The organism is Shewanella sp. SP2S2-6, from assembly GCF_031931965.1.
GTDB lineage: Bacteria > Pseudomonadota > Gammaproteobacteria > Enterobacterales > Shewanellaceae > Shewanella > Shewanella baltica.
This window is the reverse complement of the sequence record NZ_JAUOEQ010000055.1, coordinates 1-19,453: the sequence shown is the minus strand read 5'-3', so window position 1 is coordinate 19,453 and position 19,453 is coordinate 1. Positions and strand designations below refer to the sequence as shown.

Sequence of the window (19,453 nt, the reverse complement as noted above, 5' to 3'; positions counted from 1 at the left end):
GTGTGGCACTGATTTATACACTTTCAGTAAAGTGGAGTGCCGTGAAGGATTAGAACCATTCGACTGATTGGTTAAAAGCCAACTGCCCTGGCTTTATAAAAAAGCGACTGAGCTAACGACCCATCTAGGTTTTGCGCTGATTTATGCACTTTCAGTAAAGTGGTGTGTCATGAAGGATTAGAACCATTCGACTGATTGGTTAAAAGCCAACTGCCCTAGCTTTATAAAAAAGCGACTGAGCTAACGACCCATCTAGGTTTTGCGCTGATTTATGCACTTTCAGTAAAGTGGTGGGTCGTGAAGGATTCGAACCTTCGACCAATTGGTTAAAAGCCAACTGCTCTACCGACTGAGCTAACGACCCATCTGGTGTTGCACTGATTTATGCACTTTCAGTAAAGTGTTGCGCCATTAAGGATTAGAACCATTCGACTGATTGGTTAAAAGCCAACTGCCCTAGCTTTATAAAAAAGCGACTGAGCTAACGACCCATTGTACTACTGACTACCTCGTTAAATACCACTAACTTATTCTATTTATTAGAGTAAGTGGTGGGTCGTGAAGGATTCGAACCTTCGACCAATTGGTTAAAAGCCAACTGCTCTACCGACTGAGCTAACGACCCATTTACTGGTATTTTACGCCCCGAACGACCTCGCCGCTCTGAGGGCGCCTATAATACCTTTTTCATCTTCTCATGCAAGCGCAAATTCCCAATTTTTTGTCGTTTGCATGAAAAACAGACTAAGAGTATGTTTTTTGGTTAATTACACTTTAATTGCAGCCAGTTGCTGCTGTGCAATGCGTGCTGCTGCGCTGTTTGCGTAATCTTTGACGACTTGTTGGTAGTATTGCGTCGCCCCAGCCTTGTCACCGGTTTTCTCGGCGATCATGCCAAGCTTCACTAAACTGTCACCGCGTTTATTAGAATCACTAAAACGGTCAACCACAGTTTTGAAGGCTTGTTTGGCTTCTGCAAACTCGCTCTTATTAAATAACAGCTGTCCTAACCAATAGTTAGCATTCGCGGCATACACAGAATCTGGGTATTGTTTGATAAAAGCACGGAAGGCAGGAATCGCATCATCATACTTACGCTCTTTCAAGACTAAGTTAACCGCACTCTCATAGCTTGCTGTTTCACTTAAACTACTTGAAGCAGCATTCGTCGCGGCGACTGAGGGTGTGGATGTCGCGGCTGCGGCTGCTGGAGCGGCAGATGCCTTTGAGGATAAATTAGCAAGTTCATCATATAACTGACGCTGACGCTGTTGCATCTGCTCAATCTGATAATTCTGTTGTTCGGTTAAACCACGTAAATCGAGTACTTCCTGCTGCAGTGTATCAAGACGGCGCTGCATATCGAGCTCGCTTTGTTGTCTTGATTTTACAATACGTTCTATGCGAGCAAGTCTGTCATCACCCGAACCACCAGCAATATCTTCCACAGGAGCAGGGGCTGCAACTGCAGCACCCGCACCAAGGAACATTGCCGTAATTAAGACGGCACGTTTCATTGTGTTACTCTCCGAGATTCAATCTTAGTAAACTAAAACTGCACGACGGTTTTTGCCAAAACCTTCATCAGTGCGAGAAAAATCAAGTGGTTTTTCTTCGCCATAGCTGACTACGCTCATTTGGCTTGGCTGTACGCCCATACCTTGTAGGTATTTAGCAACGGCTTTAGCACGACGCTCGCCCAGAGCAATGTTGTACTCAGGCGTGCCACGCTCATCCGCATGACCTTCAATCAGTACGCGCACACTTGGGTGCTCAACTAAGTAAGTGCCATGGGCTTCTAATATTGCGGCGAAATCAGTTTGAACTTCACTGCGGTCAAAGTCGAAGTAAATGATGTGTTGCTTTCTCAAGTCTTCTAACTGCTGACGTTGTTGCTCTTCAGCAGACAACATTGCGCCTACACCACCAGTTTGAATGCCACCACCATTCAGCTCACTACCTGAACCGTTTGTTGAGCCCATTGCATCAGTTTCTGATTCTGAAGTTGAGCTACATGCACTAAGAGCCATAATTGGAAGTGCTACCAACATAGCTTTTAACAACTTATTCAGATCCATTACGTGTTCCTTATAAAATTAAATGTGATTAAATCAAGGTATAACATTAGAGAAACGGTGACCAAGAAGGTGATTTCACCTCACCTTGACCTGCCGGTAATCTTGCTTTAAAACGTCCATCCGTAGAAACAGCTGCTAATACTTGCTTGCCTTGGTATGTAGTGCCATAGATCACCATAGTACCATTAGGGGCCACACTTGGAGATTCATCCAAACGTGTCGATGTCAGCACCTGCATAAAACGCGTACTTAAATCCATACGCGCAATATTAAATTTACCGTTCGTGCGATTAACAAAAATCATACTGCGACCATCAGGGGTAATTGAACCACCGAGGTTCCATTCACCTTCAAAGGTCTCGCGACTGACTTTACCTGAGCTCAACTCTACGCGATAAATCTGTGGTCTACCACCGCGCTCTGATGTAAAAATCAGCGACTTTCCATCAGGATACCATGATGGCTCAGTATCGATAGCATAGTGATTGGTAATACGCTTAATCGCTTTAGTTGCAATATCTATGATGTAAATTTCAGGCTGACCGTCTTTAGATAAAGTCACAGCCAAAGATTTTCCATCGGGTGAGAACGCAGGCGCACCGTTAATACCAGGAAAAGAGCTCACTTTAGTGCGCACTTGGGTATAAAGGTCTTGCACGAAGATCTCCGCTTTTTTGTTTTCAAAGCTTACGTACGCTAGACGACGACCATCGGGTGACCAAGTCGGTGACATCAACGGCTCTGGCGAGCGCAGTAACATTTGCTCATTGACGCCATCATAATCAGCAACCATCAATTGATATGGGGTTTTTTGAGTATGATTGACCACAACATAGGAGATCCGCGTTAAGAATGCGCCGCGAATACCGGTTAACTTTTCATAGACGATATCGCTGATCCTGTGTCCATATTGGCGAAATTGCGCCGCTGAAATCACAGTTTGACGGCTGTCCATCAAAAATTCTGTTGCACTAACTGGGCCTTTCAACGCTTGGTTTTGGGCTTTGACTAAATCAATTAAATCAAAGCTCACCAAATATTGATCGGTACCATAAGGTTTAACGGTGCCTAGCACTAACGCTTCGGCGCCAACACTTGACCAAGAATTAGCTTGAAACTGTGCCACAGTGCCAATATTACGCTGAGGCAGTCCAAGTTCGTCTAAAGGTTTAAACGTACCGCTACGTACTAAGTCTGACATCACTACATCCGCAATCGCTTGCGGCGCGGCGCCAGGACCTTGCCAAACAAAAGGCATCACAGCGATAGGACGCGCAGCGTCAACACCTTCTGTGATCACAATATCCAATGCCGCTTTTGCGGGGGTGGTGCAAAGCAGAACCGCCAATGCTAACCATTTTGCCAATATTTTCATGGGACTCCTTTAATTAAAACGTTGGTTCAACGATTAAGTTAATTTCTTTCATCAAGTTATAAACCGCAGGGTCCGGAGACACTGGCAATTTACCCGCCTTCAAAATCGCTGCTTTTGCTGCACGACAAACATTTGGATCACCGCCTTTAGTTTGACTGCTGATCACAAAACCATCATTTGCTAATCGTACAGAGACAGTACAAGTCTTGCCACGCATAGATTCATCCACCACCAAATTTCGTTGGATAGTCGATTTAATCATTGCCTGATACTTACCCACTTCACTCTGCATCTGCTTATTCATGGTTTGCGACAACGCCGCCTGCTCCGCCGCTAATGCATCGGCCATTTCTTGCTCCTGCTGGGCGCGGGCCTTGGCTTCAGCTTCAGCGTCGGCTTTGGCCTTAGCGTCCGATTTGGCCTTAGCTTCGGCTTTCGCTTCTGCATCAGCCTTGGCTTTTTCAGCTTTGGCCTTAGCTTCCGCCTCCTTCTGCTTACGATCGGTCTCGGCTTTTGCTGCAGCGGCTTCTTCCACTTTGCGTTTTTCCGCAGCTTTCTGCGCGGCATCTTCAGCGACTTTACGCTCCTGCTCTTTCAGCTTACGGTCGGCTTCGGCTTTAACTGCCTTTTCCTTTTCCTGCTGCTGTTTCACTTGGGCTAGCTTGGTCGCTTCATTGGCCTTTTGGGTTTCAATTTCTTGCTGCTTACGTTCTTGCTCTAACTGTTTAATCTGAGCTTGTTCACGTTCGCGCGCTTGCTTCGCTTCTTGCGCTTTGCGCTCAAGCTCAGCTTGACGTTCTTGCTCACGGCGCTCGGCATCACGCTTTTCTTGCTTAAGTTTCTCAACTTGATTAGCGACTTTTTGCTGATCAACCATCACGGCTTTAACCGCTGGCGCACTAACTTGTTGCATAGGCTCAGGTTTGTGAGAGAAATCGATCCCCAACGCCAGAATAATTATCACGCCAATATGAATACCCGCTGAAATTGACAGAGGTAATGTTACATCTGACTTATCTGCCACCTATTTCTCCTTGGGTGAATCCGTCATCAAACCGACTGATGGCACGCCAGCACCTTGCAAGGTCACCATCAACTGAATCACTTTATCGTAAGGAATATTTCTATCGGCCTTAACCACCACTGGACGCTCAGGCTCTGTCACCATAAGTGCAGCAACTTCCGTCGCCAGTTCTTCCAAGTCCATCGGTACGTTGGTCGAACCGCCTTTATTCAGATAATAATCACCGTCACCGTCAATCGAAGCCACCACAGGTGGCTTACTGTCAGCAGGTAAAACTTCCGCTGCCCCTTGAGGCAGCTCCACTTTTACCCCTTGGGTGACTATGGGCGCTGTTACCATAAAAATAATTAACAGCACGAGCATCACGTCGATATAGGGCACCACGTTGATTTCGGCAACGGGGCGACGACGTTTGCGCTGATAAGCTGGTTGCATTATGCCCCTTCCTTCTCACTGTATGCTTGGCGATGCAAAATGCTGGAGAACTCTTCCATAAAGTTTGCGTAGGCCATTTCCAATTTATCGACTTGAGTCGAGAAACGGTTGTACGCAATAACCGCAGGTATAGCAGCAAATAGACCCATAGCCGTTGCAATCAAGGCTTCAGCAATACCGGGGGCAACCATAGCTAAGGTCGCGTTTTCCATCGAACCAATGGCGATAAATGAATTCATAATCCCCCATACCGTACCAAATAAACCGATATAAGGGCTAGTCGAACCAATGGTCGCTAATAATGGTAAATTCGCTTCTAACTTTTCCATTTCGCGAGAAAGTGTCACACGCATAGCACGTGATGTACCGTCCATCACGGCATCGGGCACTTTGCTATTTAATTTATTCAGGCGTGAATATTCTTTAAAGCCAGTCACAAATAATGACTCTAAACCGCTATTATCAGGACGAGTCGATAATTCTTTATATAAACGGTTTAAATCAACGCCTGACCAAAATTTGTCTTCAAACTTCGCCGATTTACTTTTTGCGGATGTCAGTAAGCTACGGCGTTGTAAAATCACCGTCCAAGACATCACTGACAAGCAAAGTAAGGTGAACATAACAAATTTCACTAATAAACTGGCTTGTAAAAATAACCCAACAATCGACATATCAGCTTGCACTGTCAAACTCCTGCACAATATTTAAGGGAATAGCTCGGGGACGCATTCGTGACAGCGCAACACAAACAACCAGCACTGTGCCTTCACAATAACAGTCTCCCTGTTTATCGACCAAGCGTTGATGAAAGATCAACGAGGCCTTTTTCAACTCTATGACCTTAGTTTCAACAATAAGGTTCTGTTCAAAATGTGCCGCTTTGCGAAAATCTAATTCCGCACGCTTTACCACAAAGGCGGTATCGTCGGCTAAAAGCGCAGTCTGACTCACGCCAAGGGCTTTTAGCCACTCGGTTCTCGCCCGCTCAAAAAAGTTGAGATAGTTCGAATGATAGACAACGCCGCCAGCGTCGGTGTCTTCGTAATAGACTGAAATAGGCCAATGAAACATCATTTGAAAATAAGCAAATTTTGGTTGAAAAATTGACGCTTACTATACCTAGGGAAACAAGACTTGTGAATGACCCGACGAAGATATAGATAGGAATAGCGCGGGTTTCAGATGAATAGGGGCAATTGTAAAAGACAATGGGGTCAAAGGACCCCATTTTATTAACATAGTTAGTTATTTTGCGATAGTTTGTGGCAGTGTTAAGCCAAAACTCTGCCACAAGAAACTGTAGATATCGGCAAATTCATCAATCTTCATCGCCGTTGGTTTACCAGCTCCGTGACCCGCATTGGACTCGATACGCATAATCACAGGTTCAGTGCCTTTTTGCTTATCCTGTAACATGGCTGCGAACTTGAAACTGTGCAATGGCACGACGCGATCATCATGATCGGCCGTCATTACCATAGTCGCTGGGTAAGCTTGCGCTTTCACATTGTGATAAGGCGAATATGCTAATAGCGCAGGGAATTGATCTGCTTTATCGGCACTGCCATATTCACTCGTCCAAGCCCAACCAATAGTGAACTTGTGGAAGCGCAGCATATCCAGTACACCTACCGCAGGTAATACGGCGGCGAAAAGTTCAGGGCGTTGAGTCACCGCAGCGCCCATCAACAGACCACCGTTACTGCGGCCATAGGCACCTAACTTAGTGCTATTCGTGTATTTTTCACTCACTAGATATTCCGCGGCGGCAAAATAGTCATAAAACACATTTTGCTTTTTATCGAACATCCCCGCTTGATGCCAGCTTTCGCCGTATTCAGCGCCGCCACGTAAACTCGGCACAGCGTAAATACCGCCCATATCTAACCAAGCAATGTTGGCCGGACTAAAGCGTGGTGTCATCGAAATGGCAAAGCCACCATAGGCATACAGTAATGTTGGGTTTTGACCGTTCTTCACTAAGCCTTTTTTATAGGACAGCATCATAGGCACACGCGTGCCGTCTTTGCTGTGATAAAACACTTGCTCAGAAACATAGTCATCGGGATTAAACGATACTTTAGGTTTGGCAATTACGCTTGATTCTGCAGTTTTAAAGTCAAATTTATAGGTGGTCTCAGGTTGAATATAACTATTAAACACATAATAGAAATAGTCTTTGCTTGCTTTGCCAAAAGGCCCCGCCACATTGCCTTGACCGGGTAATGCTACGTCTTGGCGCTTCTGTCCACCCATGCTGTAAATCGATAATTGACCTAATACATCGTGTAAATAACTCACCACTAAATGGTCATTAATTATGGCGACGTTATTAATGGGATCTGTAGACTCAGGAATAATGGTTTGCCATTGGGATTTATCGCTATTGCGGGTATCAATCGCAATCACTTTACCGTTAGGCGCATCTAAGTCGGTTTTAAAATAAAACACTGAACCATCATTACCGAGAAACTCATATTCAGCTTCTAAGTTGAGGATCAATTCCACCACTTGTGATTTAGGCTCAAATAAGGATTTATAGAAGAAACGATTACGCTTATCCGTACCTTGAGAAATCGACAGTAATAGGTATTCGCCTTTCTCGGATACCTCGATACCAAAGCCCCAATCTTTATTCTGTGGGCGCTCGTAAATCAATAAATCTTGGCGCTGATCTGTGCCTAATTTATGGTAATACACTTTTTGGTTGAAATTGACGTCGGCTAAGACATCTCCACCCGCAGGGGCATCATAGCGAGCATAAAACACACCTTGGTTTTCTTTATCCCACACTGCGCTAGAAAATTTAATCCATTTCAATTCATCGGCAAGTTTCTTACCGGTTGCGATATCAACAAACTGCCATTGCTGCCAATCTGAGCCCGAATTTGACACACCATAGGCTAAAATTTTACCGTCGTTACTCACTGCAACACCTGATAGCGCCACAGTGCCATCCGCTGACAGTTTGTTTGGATCGAGAACTGGCTTTTCAACGCCATCTAACCCTTTGACATACAAAACAGATTGCGCCTGCAGGCCATCATTACGGTAGTAAAATTGATTGTCGCCATTCTCAAATGGGGCGGAGACTTTTTCGTAATTCCACAGCTCAGTGATGCGATCGACCACTGCTTGTTTATTGGGGATCTTGGCTAAATAGGCTTGACCGAAGGCTTGTTGTTCTTTTACCCAAGCTTCCGTTTCTGGCGTATTGGCCTCTAAATGGCGGTAAGGATCCGCCACGGTAACACCGTGAATGGTTTCGACGAGATCATCTTTTTGAGTCACAGGGTAAACCAATTTATTTGCGCTTGCCTGCTCAGTCGAATTTTGTTCAGGTGCATTGCCACTTTGGCAGGCACCGAGTGCCATTCCCAATGTGGCCACTAACAAACCTTGCTTTGCAAGGCGAAATCTTAATGCCATCTTGTTATCGTCCTTCTTGTGGTTTCGGGCTTAAGGCCTTTTCAGCAAGTACTATACAAGCAAAAAAAATCATGGCAATGCCGTAACTTAATAAGAAGATTTTTAGGTTGTATCGCAGATTTAACAAAATGGCAGCAAGGATAAGCTTATTGAAGTGTATTATTATGCACTAATAGTGATTTATAAGTTATTAATCAAGGTAAATAGTGACTTAAGTGATATAGATCACCTTTACCTTCATTAGAATTACTAATGTTTATGGGCAATTTTTCTCGTTTGTTTTACCGCCGAGTTCACCATAGAATGTGCTTGTTTTCAGGAGATACCTGCTTGCAGATATCGAAAACAAAGAACTTTTAAACTGGTGTGTTCCCAACACTTCAGTTTCTTCCCTGGTTCTTATGCTTGACTTCCTTCCTTCAATTTGTTGATTGCAAATGCATTATTTTTGCGGCCCGCTTAGTTTAAGCGGGCTTTTTTTTTATCCATTTCAAACACCATCCTACTTACGACGATATCAGGCTTTATGCCGCTATCACTATTCATGCCCTCACCCCAGTTAAGTTGTCTAAGGTGCTTAACGGTTACCTGCTCGCGAATATCACAAATAAGAAAAACTCATAATCCTATTCAAAGCTCGCTGATGCTGCAAAGGTTGAGGTTGAGGTTGAGGTTGAGGTTGAGGTTGAGCGAAATACTGCCAAGCTATCCAAAAATAACCATCTCCGCATCCAGAAATGACAATGCCAAGTCAGTGACTTGGCATTGGATTAGGTTTAACTATATTGATGTAGCACAGGTTAAACACTGCGCAAATGCACTACAAAGGCTTACTTATCCGTATCACAACGCGGCGGTTACGTGCCCTTTCGTCCATATCATCGTTCGAAGCCACATGACGGCGCTCACCGTGCCCTACAGTAACGATACGATCTTGCGGAATACCACTGGCAACAAAGAAATCTTTTACCGACTCAGCCCGTTTATCTGAGACTTTTTGGTTAACTGAACGGCCACCGTAACTATCGGTATACGCATCCACCAGCACTAGCTCCACCAAAGGATCATAGGCTAAGTATTCTTGAACCCGAGATAGTTGCTGCTGGGAGAAACGAGTTAAATCGGTTCCGCCTTCATCATAGTTCAGCACAGTAAATGCGATATCTTCAAAACTATAGGGCAACAGGTGCGCTAGACAAGCTTTGAACTCGCTATATTTACGGCCAAAATTAACCGATGACAAACCCACAGCGATCTTATTTGACTCGTTATACCAATCGGCATAGTAAAACGTCGGCTCCATACCGCGACTCAACTCAGCCAACATAGACCAAGCAGCACGTTTAGGCACCTCACCATTAAAGTACTTTTGATAATGCAGTGACGTGATCTCTTTTGAGACCACTCCCGGACGCCACTGCGGCGCGCGACTAATTAACTTAGCTTGCGTGACTTGGTCCGGCTTTACCCACATGTCTAAGGTAAAATTCATATTTTGCTGCTTACCCGCTTCGCTGGTAAAAATCGCTTTACCGTAGGAAGGGATATCGTGCTCGAGGCGACAAACGATGGGAGAATTCTCGCTCACTCGCCATTGGGAATCACTTAAAGAGGCGACATAATGGCGCAACTCTGCCGTTGCAGTTGCTGGAACGCATAAAATTGATACTAATATCAGTTTTCGCCACATAGCCTTTACTCATGTTTAATCGGTTACATGGCTTTATCGGCAAACTATTTAGTTCCTTTAGCTCATAAAACCATCAATCAAGCATGACACACCCCAACACATTTAGCATAATAGCGCCCTGTGAATTTTCTAGAGTACTTTATGAGTGACATTTGCGACGCGAACAAATTGAAATACCGATTTCGAGGCTACTTTCCCGTAGTCATTGATGTCGAAACTGCGGGCTTCAACTCTCAAACCGATGCGTTGCTAGAAATTGCCGTCACCCTACTGAAAATGGACAATGAAGGCGTGATAGGAATCGACAAAACCCTACACTTCCACATTGAGCCCTTTGAAGGCGCAAATTTAGAACCCGAAGCGTTAGCATTCAACGGCATTGATCCCACTAATCCGTTACGCGGAGCTGTGAGCGAGAAAGAAGCTTTTTTAGAAATCTTTAAAGCGGTGAAAAAAGCCCAAAAAGCCTCTGACTGCCATCGCAGTATCATAGTGGCGCATAATGCCGCTTTTGATCATGGTTTTGTGAGTAAGGCGATTGAACGTTGCGACTTAAAACGCTCACCGTTTCATCCTTTTGCTACTTTCGATACTGCTACACTCGCCGGACTTGCCATTGGTCATACCGTACTTGCCAAAGCATGCATCATGGCGGGCATTCCCTTCGATAATAAAGAAGCCCATTCTGCGCTATATGATACCGAACGTACCGCAGAGCTTTTTTGTCACATAGTGAATCGTTGGAAATCATTAGGCGGCTGGCCGTTACTGGCCGTAGATGCGCAGGATGCACAAAGCGATACTGAGGAATAAGTTTAGCGGTTCACGCTAGACCTTAAGTCATTTAAAAACAAAAAAGCTGCCATTGGCAGCTTTTTCATTTAACAGACAACTGTGATTAACAAGTACTAATTACAGTGAGCTTGCGTTTTCAGACAGGTAAGCAGCAACACCTTCAGTGCTTGCGTTCATGCCTTTGTCGCCTTTTTCCCAGCCAGCAGGACATACATCACCGTGCTCTTCGTGGAATTGCAGTGCGTCGATCATACGTAGCATTTCATCAACGTTACGGCCTAATGGCAGATCGTTAACCACTTGGTGACGAACCATGCCTTCTTTGTCGATCAGGAATGAACCACGGAAAGCCACACCCGCTTCAGGATGCTCAACATCGTATGCTTTACAGATTTCATGTTTAACGTCAGCCACTAACGTGTACTTAACTTGACCAATACCGCCTTTTTCAACTGGGGTGTTGCGCCATGCGTTGTGAGTGAACTGAGAATCGATAGACACACCGATCACTTCTACACCACGCTTAGTGAACTCTTCCATGCGGTGATCAAATGCGATCAACTCTGATGGACAAACGAAAGTGAAGTCAAGTGGATAGAAGAATACGACTGCTGGTTTGCCTTTGATGGCTGCAGTTAAGTTGAAGCTATCAACGATTTCGCCAGAACCTAATACAGCTGCAGCAGTAAAATCAGGAGCCTGACGGCCTACTAATACGCTCATTTTATATCTCCATCTATGAGTTGAACTAAGTGTAAGGCAAGATGCCCTTTCGCCAGTATGCTCTCCTCAACCTAGGTCGAGTTAAATCCTTACTGATTAAAAGGTGTTCTTACCAATCAAATCTTTAGGCATTATAAGTCGTGTGCTGTGCCTTACAACCTATTTAAGACCAATATCACATTTTTCAAGGGCATTTCCGTTTTGCCTGACTAAGGATAGAGCAATCTGCGTATCCTGTGTGCGCAGCAATCCACATTCAGCTAACAGACAAAACCCAGCATGATCACATTTTCAGATATTTTTCAGATAAGCCCTCGGCAAACTGGACATCGACAGCCTTTGCAGTCAAAAATAGCGTCTTTGGCTTAAAGAATTAAGAAAATTGACTATGAATGCAGTCGTTATTGCAGTGTGCTTAATGTTGGCACTCAGTTTAGCTAGGGTGAATGTAGTTATCGCCCTCACCGTGAGCGCCCTTGTGGCGGGACTTGTGGGCGGAATGGATCTGCACCAAACCATAGATGCCTTTAATACGGGCTTAGGTGGCGGCGCGCAAATTGCGCTCAGTTATGCATTATTAGGTGCCTTCGCTGTCGCACTATCGCACTCAGGCTTAACCACGCTGATCTCAAGAAGCATCATCAGTAGTCTTGGGCAAGATCCTAATCCAACCAACACTAACTGGGTTCGCTGGTTACTGCTGCTATCGCTCCTCGTCATGTCGATGGCGTCACAGAATATTTTACCTATTCATATCGCCTTCATTCCGATTTTAGTGCCACCCCTGTTACATGTGATGACCAAGCTGAACATCGACCGTCGTTTAGTCGCTTGTGTTTTGACCTTTGGTCTGGTCACAACCTATATGATTTTACCGATTGGATTTGGTGGCATTTTCTTAAATGACATTCTGCTTTCCAACTTAACCAGCAATGGCTTAGCGGCTGTACGTGAGCAAATTCCACCAGCCATGTTAATTCCAGCGGCGGGCATGATAGTTGGTTTACTGACAGCTGTGTTTATCAGTTACCGTAAACCTCGGATCTACGATGAGGCCAAAGTGCTGGTTGCAGAGCCAGAAGAAACCCTCAACAAACGCAATATTATCATTGCCGCAGTGGCGATATTAGCCACCTTAGTGGTGCAACTTGAAACCGATTCGATGATTTTTGGCGCCTTAGTCGGCTTCATGATTTTCAGTTTCTCTGGCGCCTTAAAGCATGTCGCCGACCAAGATATTTTCAATCAAGGCGTGCGCATGATGGCCAACATCGGCTTTATCATGATTTCAGCCGCTGGCTTTGCCGCGGTAGTGAAAGAAACCGGTGAAGTGGGCACGCTTGTGGCTTCGCTTAGCGACATCATTGGGGATAATAAAGCCCTCGCCGCCTTCTTGATGCTGCTAGTAGGTCTACTGATCACTATGGGGATCGGCTCGTCTTTCTCCACTATTCCGATTATCGCGACGATTTATGTGCCATTGGCGTTAAGTTTTGGTTTTTCAGTGGCGGCGACAATCGCGTTAGTCGGCACCGCTGCGGCGCTGGGTGATGCGGGCTCGCCAGCATCGGATTCCACCTTAGGGCCTACTGCGGGTTTGAATGCCGATGGGCAACACGACCACATTCGTGACAGCGTGATCCCCACCTTCATCCACTACAATATTCCACTGTTAGTGTTTGGCTGGATTGCAGCCATGGTGTTGTAAACACGATTGAATAGATTGAATAGCAGTAATAGAAAGTAATGACAGCGCGGACATTGTCCGCGCTGTTTTTTTATTGCTGGCTGCAACTTTATAGCGGTCACGTGACGCGTTAATTCACTCGATGCTTAACCTAATAGCTAACTCAATATCAATAGTTAACGCAATCTCAATAGTTAACGCAATAATAGCCTGATAACTAACATGATAGTTACCGTGTCGCTTCGAGCTTGCAGCTACCCTGCTTATTCTTTTTATCCTCATACAGCGCTTTATCCGCCGCTTGCAGTACGGCCTCAAAGTTAGCATAGTCTTGCGAATCAGCGACACCGCAGGAAACGGTCAACACATTTAAAAATTGTCGCTCTGCCACAGCTTGACGTAAATGTTCAGCCAATACCAAAGCCCGTTCAAAAGTACAATTAGCTAAGATGACGACAAACTCATCACCGCCGGTTCTGATTAACAAATCGTTTTCTCGAAATACGCCGCGCATTGCATCGACAATTTGCATGATCGCCATGTCCCCGAGTTTATGCCCGTATGTATCATTAATGGTTTTGATTTTATCGCCATCCACACAGATCACTGCGTAATGCCCCTTCGTTGCGACATCAAACAGTGCGGTCTCATAGACTTTCTTATTGTAGGTGCGAGTAAAAGCATCCAATAACATCGCTTCACTAAACCGTTGACGCTCAGTACGAAGTTTCCTAAAACGATTGATATTAATTTGAACGAAGAAGATCACAATAGATAACAAAAACCACAGGGGCAAATTCCACACAATAAAACGAAATATACTGATTTTGTATGTCAGTGAAGTCATGTTATCTAAATGATTTGTCATCGAATAAAACAAGAACTCCGGCGTCAGTTCAGCCCAAAGGCTATCTGTCGTGATCACCAACTCAGTGCCATAATCGGTATTGCGCCATTCCACATGTTTATTACGCATAAAGCCCGACGTCATAAAGGCCGTGTCGGCAATCACATCACCAATAAAATGATTAGGATCGCTAGATGATGTAATCGGCGAGGCCATAGATAAAATGACTTTACCAGTCACTTCATCCTGATAAGGAATGGATAACACTATGCCATCGGCCAAGGACTCTGGCGTCGCGTCTTTCGCACAATAGTGCAGGCTCTGACAAAACTCATTTGTCGAAGTACGGTCATTAATCAGCCGCGCTTTTACGTCCTCAGGGATTGGGGTAGCAAAATACACAGCATCACTACGATAAAGCCCCACATACAGGAAAATATCTTCTGCATTTGTCTTTTTACTGGAGTAGAGATAATCAAAGTAGCGTAAGACTTGCGCTTCTTCAGCAGAAAGCTCCACCCCTTGGGGCAGCATTAATCGGGTGGGATCGAGCTGAAAAGGCGCTAAAGAAGATTTATTGAAATCAATGATGTCGTGCAGGGATAAGCTTTTACCGAGCAGTTCAATATAGCTCGGTGTGATTTGCTTGGTTTTTACAAAAGACACAAAGGATTGGTGTTCTCTATCGATTTTAAACGGCAATAGGATCAGCAAGAATATGACAAACAAGAGGGTCGCAAGTGCAAGTGACCGACGTAATAACAACCAGTTGAGTGCCGAATGTCCCATAATCCCTCTTAATCCTTGTTATACCGACAATATGCCTTGCCCAAAACTTAAGTAATGTCCCATTAAACCACAAAATAAACCAATAAAAACAACTGCAATTGCGAATAACCATTTGTCTTAATGCTAAACTTTAGCAGCTTAAAACAAAGTTGTTATAACTGTGGCGAACAAAAAAACAAAAAGGGAGCCTAGGCTCCCTTAATGAGTACATCCGCTCAACTGAGCATCAGCTACGCTAATTATTTAGCAACTTGATTTTTAACAGCTTTGGTTATTTAGTACCAAAGATTTTATCGCCCGCATCACCAAGACCTGGCAGGATATAGCCCTTCTCATTGAGGCACTTATCGATAGCAGCGGTATATAACTCGATATCAGGATGCGCCGCTTCTAACGCTTTGATCCCTTCAGGCGCAGCCACTAACACTAAGGCTTTGATTGAAGTACAACCGCGTTTCTTCAATAAATCGACGGTCGCAATCATAGAACCACCAGTCGCGAGCATTGGGTCGACAACTAAGGCAATACGCTCGTTCATGTCGCTGGCGAGCTTTTCAAAGTAAGGTACAGGCTCAAGAGTTTCTTCGTCACGGTAAATACCGACAACTGAAATACGCGCACTGGGGATATGCTCAAGCACACCGTCCATCATGCCCAAACCCGCACGTAAAATCGGCACAACCGTGACTTTTTTACCTTTGATTTGGTCGACTTCAACCGGACCGTTCCAGCCTTCAATCGTCACCGTTTCAGTTTCGAAATCTGCGGTAGCTTCATAGGTTAATAAACTGCCCACTTCGGCGGCTAGCTCACGGAAACGTTTAGTGCTAATGTCACCTTCGCGCATTAAACCGATTTTGTGACGCACTAAAGGATGTTTAACCTCGACAACTTTCATTTTTCTCTCCTACTTTATTTTTCGGCGTATTATTTTAGGCAAATTTTTCAGATTCTAGTTGATTTGTTTACTAGGTAAAACATAAAGTTTTGCCATTAGACCTAATCGTGAGCTATCTCCCAAGAATAATTCCCAATCGACTAAGATACGTACCTTAATTTACTATTTTGTGACCAATCTCAAGACCTCAGAAACTGAAATACAGTTTTACTCGGCCAAAAATACTCCGCCGAGGGGCATAAATCCAAATCATGACTTTCGACCCCTAGCACAAGCTGGTAGAATACCGCCGCATAAAATCCAATAACGATGTACCCGAGAGGATCCCTCCGTGAGCACACCTACCCCACTGAGCTATAAAGATGCCGGCGTTGATATTGATGCAGGTAATGCACTGGTAAGTAACATTAAAGCAGCCGTTAAACGTACCCGTCGTCCAGAAGTTATGGGCAACTTAGGTGGTTTTGGCGCCCTGTGTGAAATCCCCACTAAATACAAGCAACCGGTTTTAGTGTCTGGCACCGACGGTGTTGGGACTAAATTGCGTTTAGCTATCGACTATAAAAAACATGACACAGTCGGCATAGACTTAGTTGCTATGTGTGTGAACGATTTAATCGTTCAAGGTGCTGAGCCACTGTTTTTCCTCGATTACTATGCAACGGGCAAACTGGATGTTGAAACCGCGACGTCTGTCGTCAACGGTATCGGCGAAGGTTGTTTCCAATCTGGTTGTGCGTTAATCGGCGGTGAAACCGCTGAAATGCCAGGCATGTACGAAGGTGAAGATTACGACCTAGCAGGTTTCTGCGTAGGCGTAGTTGAAAAAGCCGACATCATTGACGGTAGCAAAGTGGCAGCGGGTGATGCGCTTATCGCATTAGCCTCGAGCGGCCCTCATTCAAATGGTTACTCTTTAGTACGTAAAGTATTAGAAGTGAGCCAAGCAGACCCTCAACAAGATCTCAATGGCAAACCGCTAATTGAACATCTACTTGAGCCAACTAAAATTTACGTGAAATCATTGCTAAAACTGATCGCAGCATCAGACGTACATGCAATGGCACACATTACTGGTGGCGGCTTCTGGGAAAACATCCCACGCGTACTGCCAGATAATTTAAAAGCGGTTATCCAAGGCGATTCATGGCAATGGCCTGCTGTTTTCAGTTGGTTAATGGAAAATGGCAACATTGCAGAATATGAAATGTATCGCACCTTCAACTGTGGCGTCGGCATGTTAGTCGCGCTGCCAGCCGATAAAGTGGATGCAGCACTTGCATTACTGGCTGCAGAAGGTGAACAAGCTTGGCTTATCGGTGCTATCGCAGATCGTGAAGGCAATGAAGAGCAAGTGGAGATCCTGTAATGCCCCAGAGCTGTCGTGTAGTTGTATTAATTTCCGGAAATGGCAGTAACCTGCAAGCGATTATCGACGGTTGCGACGATAATCTGCAGGCCGAAGTTGTCGGAGTCATCAGTAATAAACCCGATGCCTATGGCCTAGTGCGCGCCCATCATGGCGAAATTGATACCAGCTGCGTGATAGCTCACCAAGGTGAATCTCGCTCTGAATACGATGCGCGTTTAATGACAGTGATCGAACAGTACCACCCCGATTTAATCGTGTTGGCAGGATTTATGCGGATCTTAACCGATGATTTCGTGAATCATTACCTAGGTCGCATGATCAATATCCATCCTTCACTGTTACCGAAATACACTGGCTTAAACACCCATCAACGTGCCATTGACGCTAACGACAGCGAACATGGTGCCAGCGTGCATTTTGTCACGCCAGAGCTTGATGCAGGTCCGGTGATTTTACAGGCTAAAGTGCCTGTTTATGAAGAAGATACCGCTGACATGCTCGCAGCCCGTGTGCATGAGCAAGAACATGCCATTTACCCACTCGTGGTGAAATGGTTTAGTCAGCAACGTCTTAACATGCAAAACGGCCAAGCCTATCTTGATGGCACTCTTATCGGCCCAAGCGGTTACGCGCCTGATTAGTTCCGCTTAAAAGCAATGGTAGCGAGATCACAAATGGAGACCTTAGGGTCTCTATTTTTTTAACTATTTTCCACAAAAGCATTGTTTTCTGGGGCAATGTGGCATTAGATAACTTAACGAAAAGTGATTTTTGCTCGGCATGACAAGAGACTATTAGATGAAAAATATTATCTGCGATATCGATGGTGTACTACTGCACGACAATAAACTGATCCCCGGCAGCGACAAATTTATCCAGCGTATTTTAGAACAAGGCAATCCGTTAGTCGTCCTGACTAACTATCCCGTACAAACGGGAAAGGATCTGCAAAACCGTTTAAGCGCTGCCGGTATTGATATTCCTGAAGAATGCTTTTATACCTCCGCGATGGCAACCGCTGACTTTTTACAGCACCAAGAAGGCAGTAAAGCCTATGTTATTGGTGAAGGCGCCCTCACCCACGAACTCTACAAAGCAGGCTTTACCATTACCGATATCAACCCTGACTTTGTGATTGTCGGTGAAACCCGCTCCTACAACTGGGAAATGATCCATAAAGCGGCAGGCTTCATCGCACGCGGCGCGCGCTTTATTGCCACTAACCCAGACACTCACGGCCCAGCTTACAGCCCAGCCTGTGGCGCGCTATGTTCGCCTATCGAGCGTATAACCGGTAAAAAACCCTTCTACGTGGGTAAACCGAGTGCTTGGATCATTCGCTCAGCGCTAAATCATATTGATGGGCACTCGGAAGACACTGTCATCATCGGCGACAATATGCGTACCGATATTTTAGCGGGCTTCCAAGCCGGGCTTGAAACCATTCTGGTCACCAGTGGCGTGAGTAAACTTGAAGATATCGACAAAGAACCCTTCCGCCCGAACCATGTGTTTGCCTGCGCGGGTGACATCGATGTTGTTTAAATCTTCATTTTAATTAAGCTCATTTCCCAATGTGTGCCCAGCGTTTATGGTGCTGGGCGCCATAAACTAAATACCTTAAATAAACGGATATTCGGTAGCGACATTTATCCAGCGCATTTTAGAACAAGGCAATCCATTGGTCGTTCTGACTAGCTATTCCTTACAAAACGGGTAAGGATCTGCAAAACAGTTTAAGCGCGGCAGGAATGGATAATCATGAAGAATGCTTTTGCACCTCCGCCATACCAACCGCCGATTTTTTCCGTATCCGCATAACGCGATAGAATACTTCTAGTAAAATTTTGCACATTAATAGGAGCACAACATGGAAGTGGATTTCTTTAAGGATTTAGAAACTGAAATCAAAGAAAAGCTAAAAGGTTTTGGTTACCAAATACCAAGTTTTGAAGAGCTAAGTAAGCAACACATTAGTGCTACAGAAGCTCACCTTAGCTATAAGCATTACGATATAAAAAACTTAATACTTCACTTTCTTACGGTGACTGAACGCAGAATACCGATCAAAAAGTGGAACATTCACATATCTCCACGGCTACAGAATCGCCCCGAAACAGCAAATATGGTTTCGATGCTCTCACACGGTGTTGATGTAAATCCCTTCCTTAGTAAACAAGTAAAAGCACGTCATCAAAACAAAGACAATAAAACGGATTTACTTCGCTTTGAGTGGGGAATCCACCATATTCATTTCGAGGAAGGTGGTAAAGGCGATGACATGCTGTTTGTGTATTTTGATGGTGAT

At 44.9% G+C, this 19,453-nt stretch carries 18 protein-coding genes and 5 tRNA genes; 6 read left to right on the top strand and 17 right to left on the bottom strand.

Annotated elements, in window-relative coordinates; translation table 11 throughout:
• Nucleotides 1-32: 32 nt before the first annotated feature.
• The 14 genes from Q4Q57_RS21415 to motY form a co-directional block, all read right to left on the bottom strand.
• Nucleotides 33-122: transfer RNA gene (locus Q4Q57_RS21415), tRNA-Lys, on the bottom strand.
• A gap of 38 nt (nucleotides 123-160) precedes the next feature.
• Nucleotides 161-250: transfer RNA gene (locus Q4Q57_RS21410), tRNA-Lys, on the bottom strand.
• A 38-nt stretch (nucleotides 251-288) separates the two neighbouring features.
• Nucleotides 289-364: transfer RNA gene (locus Q4Q57_RS21405), tRNA-Lys, on the bottom strand.
• A 40-nt stretch (nucleotides 365-404) separates the two neighbouring features.
• A tRNA-Lys gene (locus tag Q4Q57_RS21400) sits at nucleotides 405-491 on the bottom strand.
• 58 nt (nucleotides 492-549) lie between these two features.
• Nucleotides 550-625 (bottom strand) — tRNA-Lys (locus Q4Q57_RS21395).
• A 142-nt stretch (nucleotides 626-767) separates the two neighbouring features.
• Nucleotides 768-1,517, bottom strand: coding sequence for a tol-pal system protein YbgF (ybgF, locus tag Q4Q57_RS21390; protein WP_311891965.1), 750 nt, complete (start codon nucleotides 1,515-1,517; stop codon nucleotides 768-770).
• Between the two features lie 24 nt (nucleotides 1,518-1,541).
• The gene (gene pal, locus Q4Q57_RS21385) at nucleotides 1,542-2,078 is read right to left on the bottom strand and encodes a peptidoglycan-associated lipoprotein Pal (protein ID WP_006081256.1); all 537 of its coding nucleotides are present in this window, start codon (nucleotides 2,076-2,078) and stop codon (nucleotides 1,542-1,544) included.
• 46 nt (nucleotides 2,079-2,124) lie between these two features.
• Complete coding sequence (tolB, locus tag Q4Q57_RS21380) at nucleotides 2,125-3,453, bottom strand: Tol-Pal system beta propeller repeat protein TolB (protein WP_311891964.1); 1,329 nt, start codon at nucleotides 3,451-3,453, stop codon at nucleotides 2,125-2,127.
• Nucleotides 3,454-3,466: 13 nt separating this feature from the next.
• Nucleotides 3,467-4,477, bottom strand: coding sequence for a cell envelope integrity protein TolA (tolA, locus tag Q4Q57_RS21375; protein ID WP_311891963.1), 1,011 nt, complete (start codon nucleotides 4,475-4,477; stop codon nucleotides 3,467-3,469).
• Complete coding sequence (gene tolR / locus Q4Q57_RS21370; RefSeq protein ID WP_006081253.1) at nucleotides 4,478-4,912, bottom strand: protein TolR; 435 nt, start codon at nucleotides 4,910-4,912, stop codon at nucleotides 4,478-4,480.
• Nucleotides 4,912-5,598 carry a protein TolQ gene (tolQ, locus tag Q4Q57_RS21365; RefSeq protein ID WP_006081252.1) on the bottom strand — a complete coding sequence of 229 codons (687 nt, stop codon included), beginning with the start codon at nucleotides 5,596-5,598 and terminating at the stop codon, nucleotides 4,912-4,914. Before tolQ ends, tolR begins: the two co-directional genes overlap by 1 nt.
• Nucleotides 5,588-5,989 (bottom strand): tol-pal system-associated acyl-CoA thioesterase, encoded by a 402-nt coding sequence (gene ybgC / locus Q4Q57_RS21360; protein WP_311891962.1) that lies wholly within the window; start codon nucleotides 5,987-5,989, stop codon nucleotides 5,588-5,590. Before ybgC ends, tolQ begins: the two co-directional genes overlap by 11 nt.
• A gap of 171 nt (nucleotides 5,990-6,160) precedes the next feature.
• Entirely contained in the window at nucleotides 6,161-8,344 is a 2,184-nt protein-coding gene (locus Q4Q57_RS21355) for a prolyl oligopeptidase family serine peptidase (RefSeq protein ID WP_311891961.1), read from the bottom strand.
• A gap of 820 nt (nucleotides 8,345-9,164) precedes the next feature.
• Entirely contained in the window at nucleotides 9,165-10,034 is an 870-nt protein-coding gene (gene motY / locus Q4Q57_RS21350; RefSeq protein WP_063883092.1) for a flagellar protein MotY, read from the bottom strand.
• A gap of 141 nt (nucleotides 10,035-10,175) precedes the next feature.
• Here motY and rnt point away from each other — a divergent pair, with 141 nt between their 5' ends.
• The gene (gene rnt / locus Q4Q57_RS21345) at nucleotides 10,176-10,847 is read left to right on the top strand and encodes a ribonuclease T (protein ID WP_311891960.1); all 672 of its coding nucleotides are present in this window, start codon (nucleotides 10,176-10,178) and stop codon (nucleotides 10,845-10,847) included.
• 99 nt (nucleotides 10,848-10,946) lie between these two features.
• Here the strand turns inward: rnt and Q4Q57_RS21340 are convergent, their stop codons facing one another.
• Complete coding sequence (locus Q4Q57_RS21340; protein ID WP_006081247.1) at nucleotides 10,947-11,552, bottom strand: peroxiredoxin C; 606 nt, start codon at nucleotides 11,550-11,552, stop codon at nucleotides 10,947-10,949.
• Nucleotides 11,553-11,940: 388 nt separating this feature from the next.
• On the opposite strand from Q4Q57_RS21340, the gene Q4Q57_RS21335 reads away from it, so the two are divergent.
• The gene (locus Q4Q57_RS21335; protein WP_006081246.1) at nucleotides 11,941-13,260 is read left to right on the top strand and encodes a Na+/H+ antiporter family protein; all 1,320 of its coding nucleotides are present in this window, start codon (nucleotides 11,941-11,943) and stop codon (nucleotides 13,258-13,260) included.
• A 208-nt stretch (nucleotides 13,261-13,468) separates the two neighbouring features.
• Here the strand turns inward: Q4Q57_RS21335 and Q4Q57_RS21330 are convergent, their stop codons facing one another.
• Nucleotides 13,469-14,875 carry a GGDEF domain-containing protein gene (locus Q4Q57_RS21330; RefSeq protein WP_311891959.1) on the bottom strand — a complete coding sequence of 469 codons (1,407 nt, stop codon included), beginning with the start codon at nucleotides 14,873-14,875 and terminating at the stop codon, nucleotides 13,469-13,471.
• Between the two features lie 271 nt (nucleotides 14,876-15,146).
• Complete coding sequence (upp, locus tag Q4Q57_RS21325; RefSeq protein WP_006081245.1) at nucleotides 15,147-15,773, bottom strand: uracil phosphoribosyltransferase; 627 nt, start codon at nucleotides 15,771-15,773, stop codon at nucleotides 15,147-15,149.
• A gap of 331 nt (nucleotides 15,774-16,104) precedes the next feature.
• Here upp and purM point away from each other — a divergent pair, with 331 nt between their 5' ends.
• From purM to Q4Q57_RS21300, 4 genes are all read left to right on the top strand, one after another.
• Nucleotides 16,105-17,142, top strand: coding sequence for a phosphoribosylformylglycinamidine cyclo-ligase (gene purM, locus Q4Q57_RS21320; RefSeq protein WP_006081244.1), 1,038 nt, complete (start codon nucleotides 16,105-16,107; stop codon nucleotides 17,140-17,142).
• A complete protein-coding gene (gene purN / locus Q4Q57_RS21315) occupies nucleotides 17,142-17,786 on the top strand; it encodes a phosphoribosylglycinamide formyltransferase (RefSeq protein WP_311891958.1) in 645 nt (214 codons plus the stop codon). Before purM ends, purN begins: the two co-directional genes overlap by 1 nt.
• A 157-nt stretch (nucleotides 17,787-17,943) precedes the next feature.
• Nucleotides 17,944-18,690 carry an HAD-IIA family hydrolase gene (locus Q4Q57_RS21310; RefSeq protein ID WP_259562454.1) on the top strand — a complete coding sequence of 249 codons (747 nt, stop codon included), beginning with the start codon at nucleotides 17,944-17,946 and terminating at the stop codon, nucleotides 18,688-18,690.
• Between the two features lie 325 nt (nucleotides 18,691-19,015).
• The coding region (locus tag Q4Q57_RS21300; RefSeq protein ID WP_311891957.1) for a hypothetical protein at nucleotides 19,016-19,453 on the top strand (438 nt) is incomplete at its 3' end.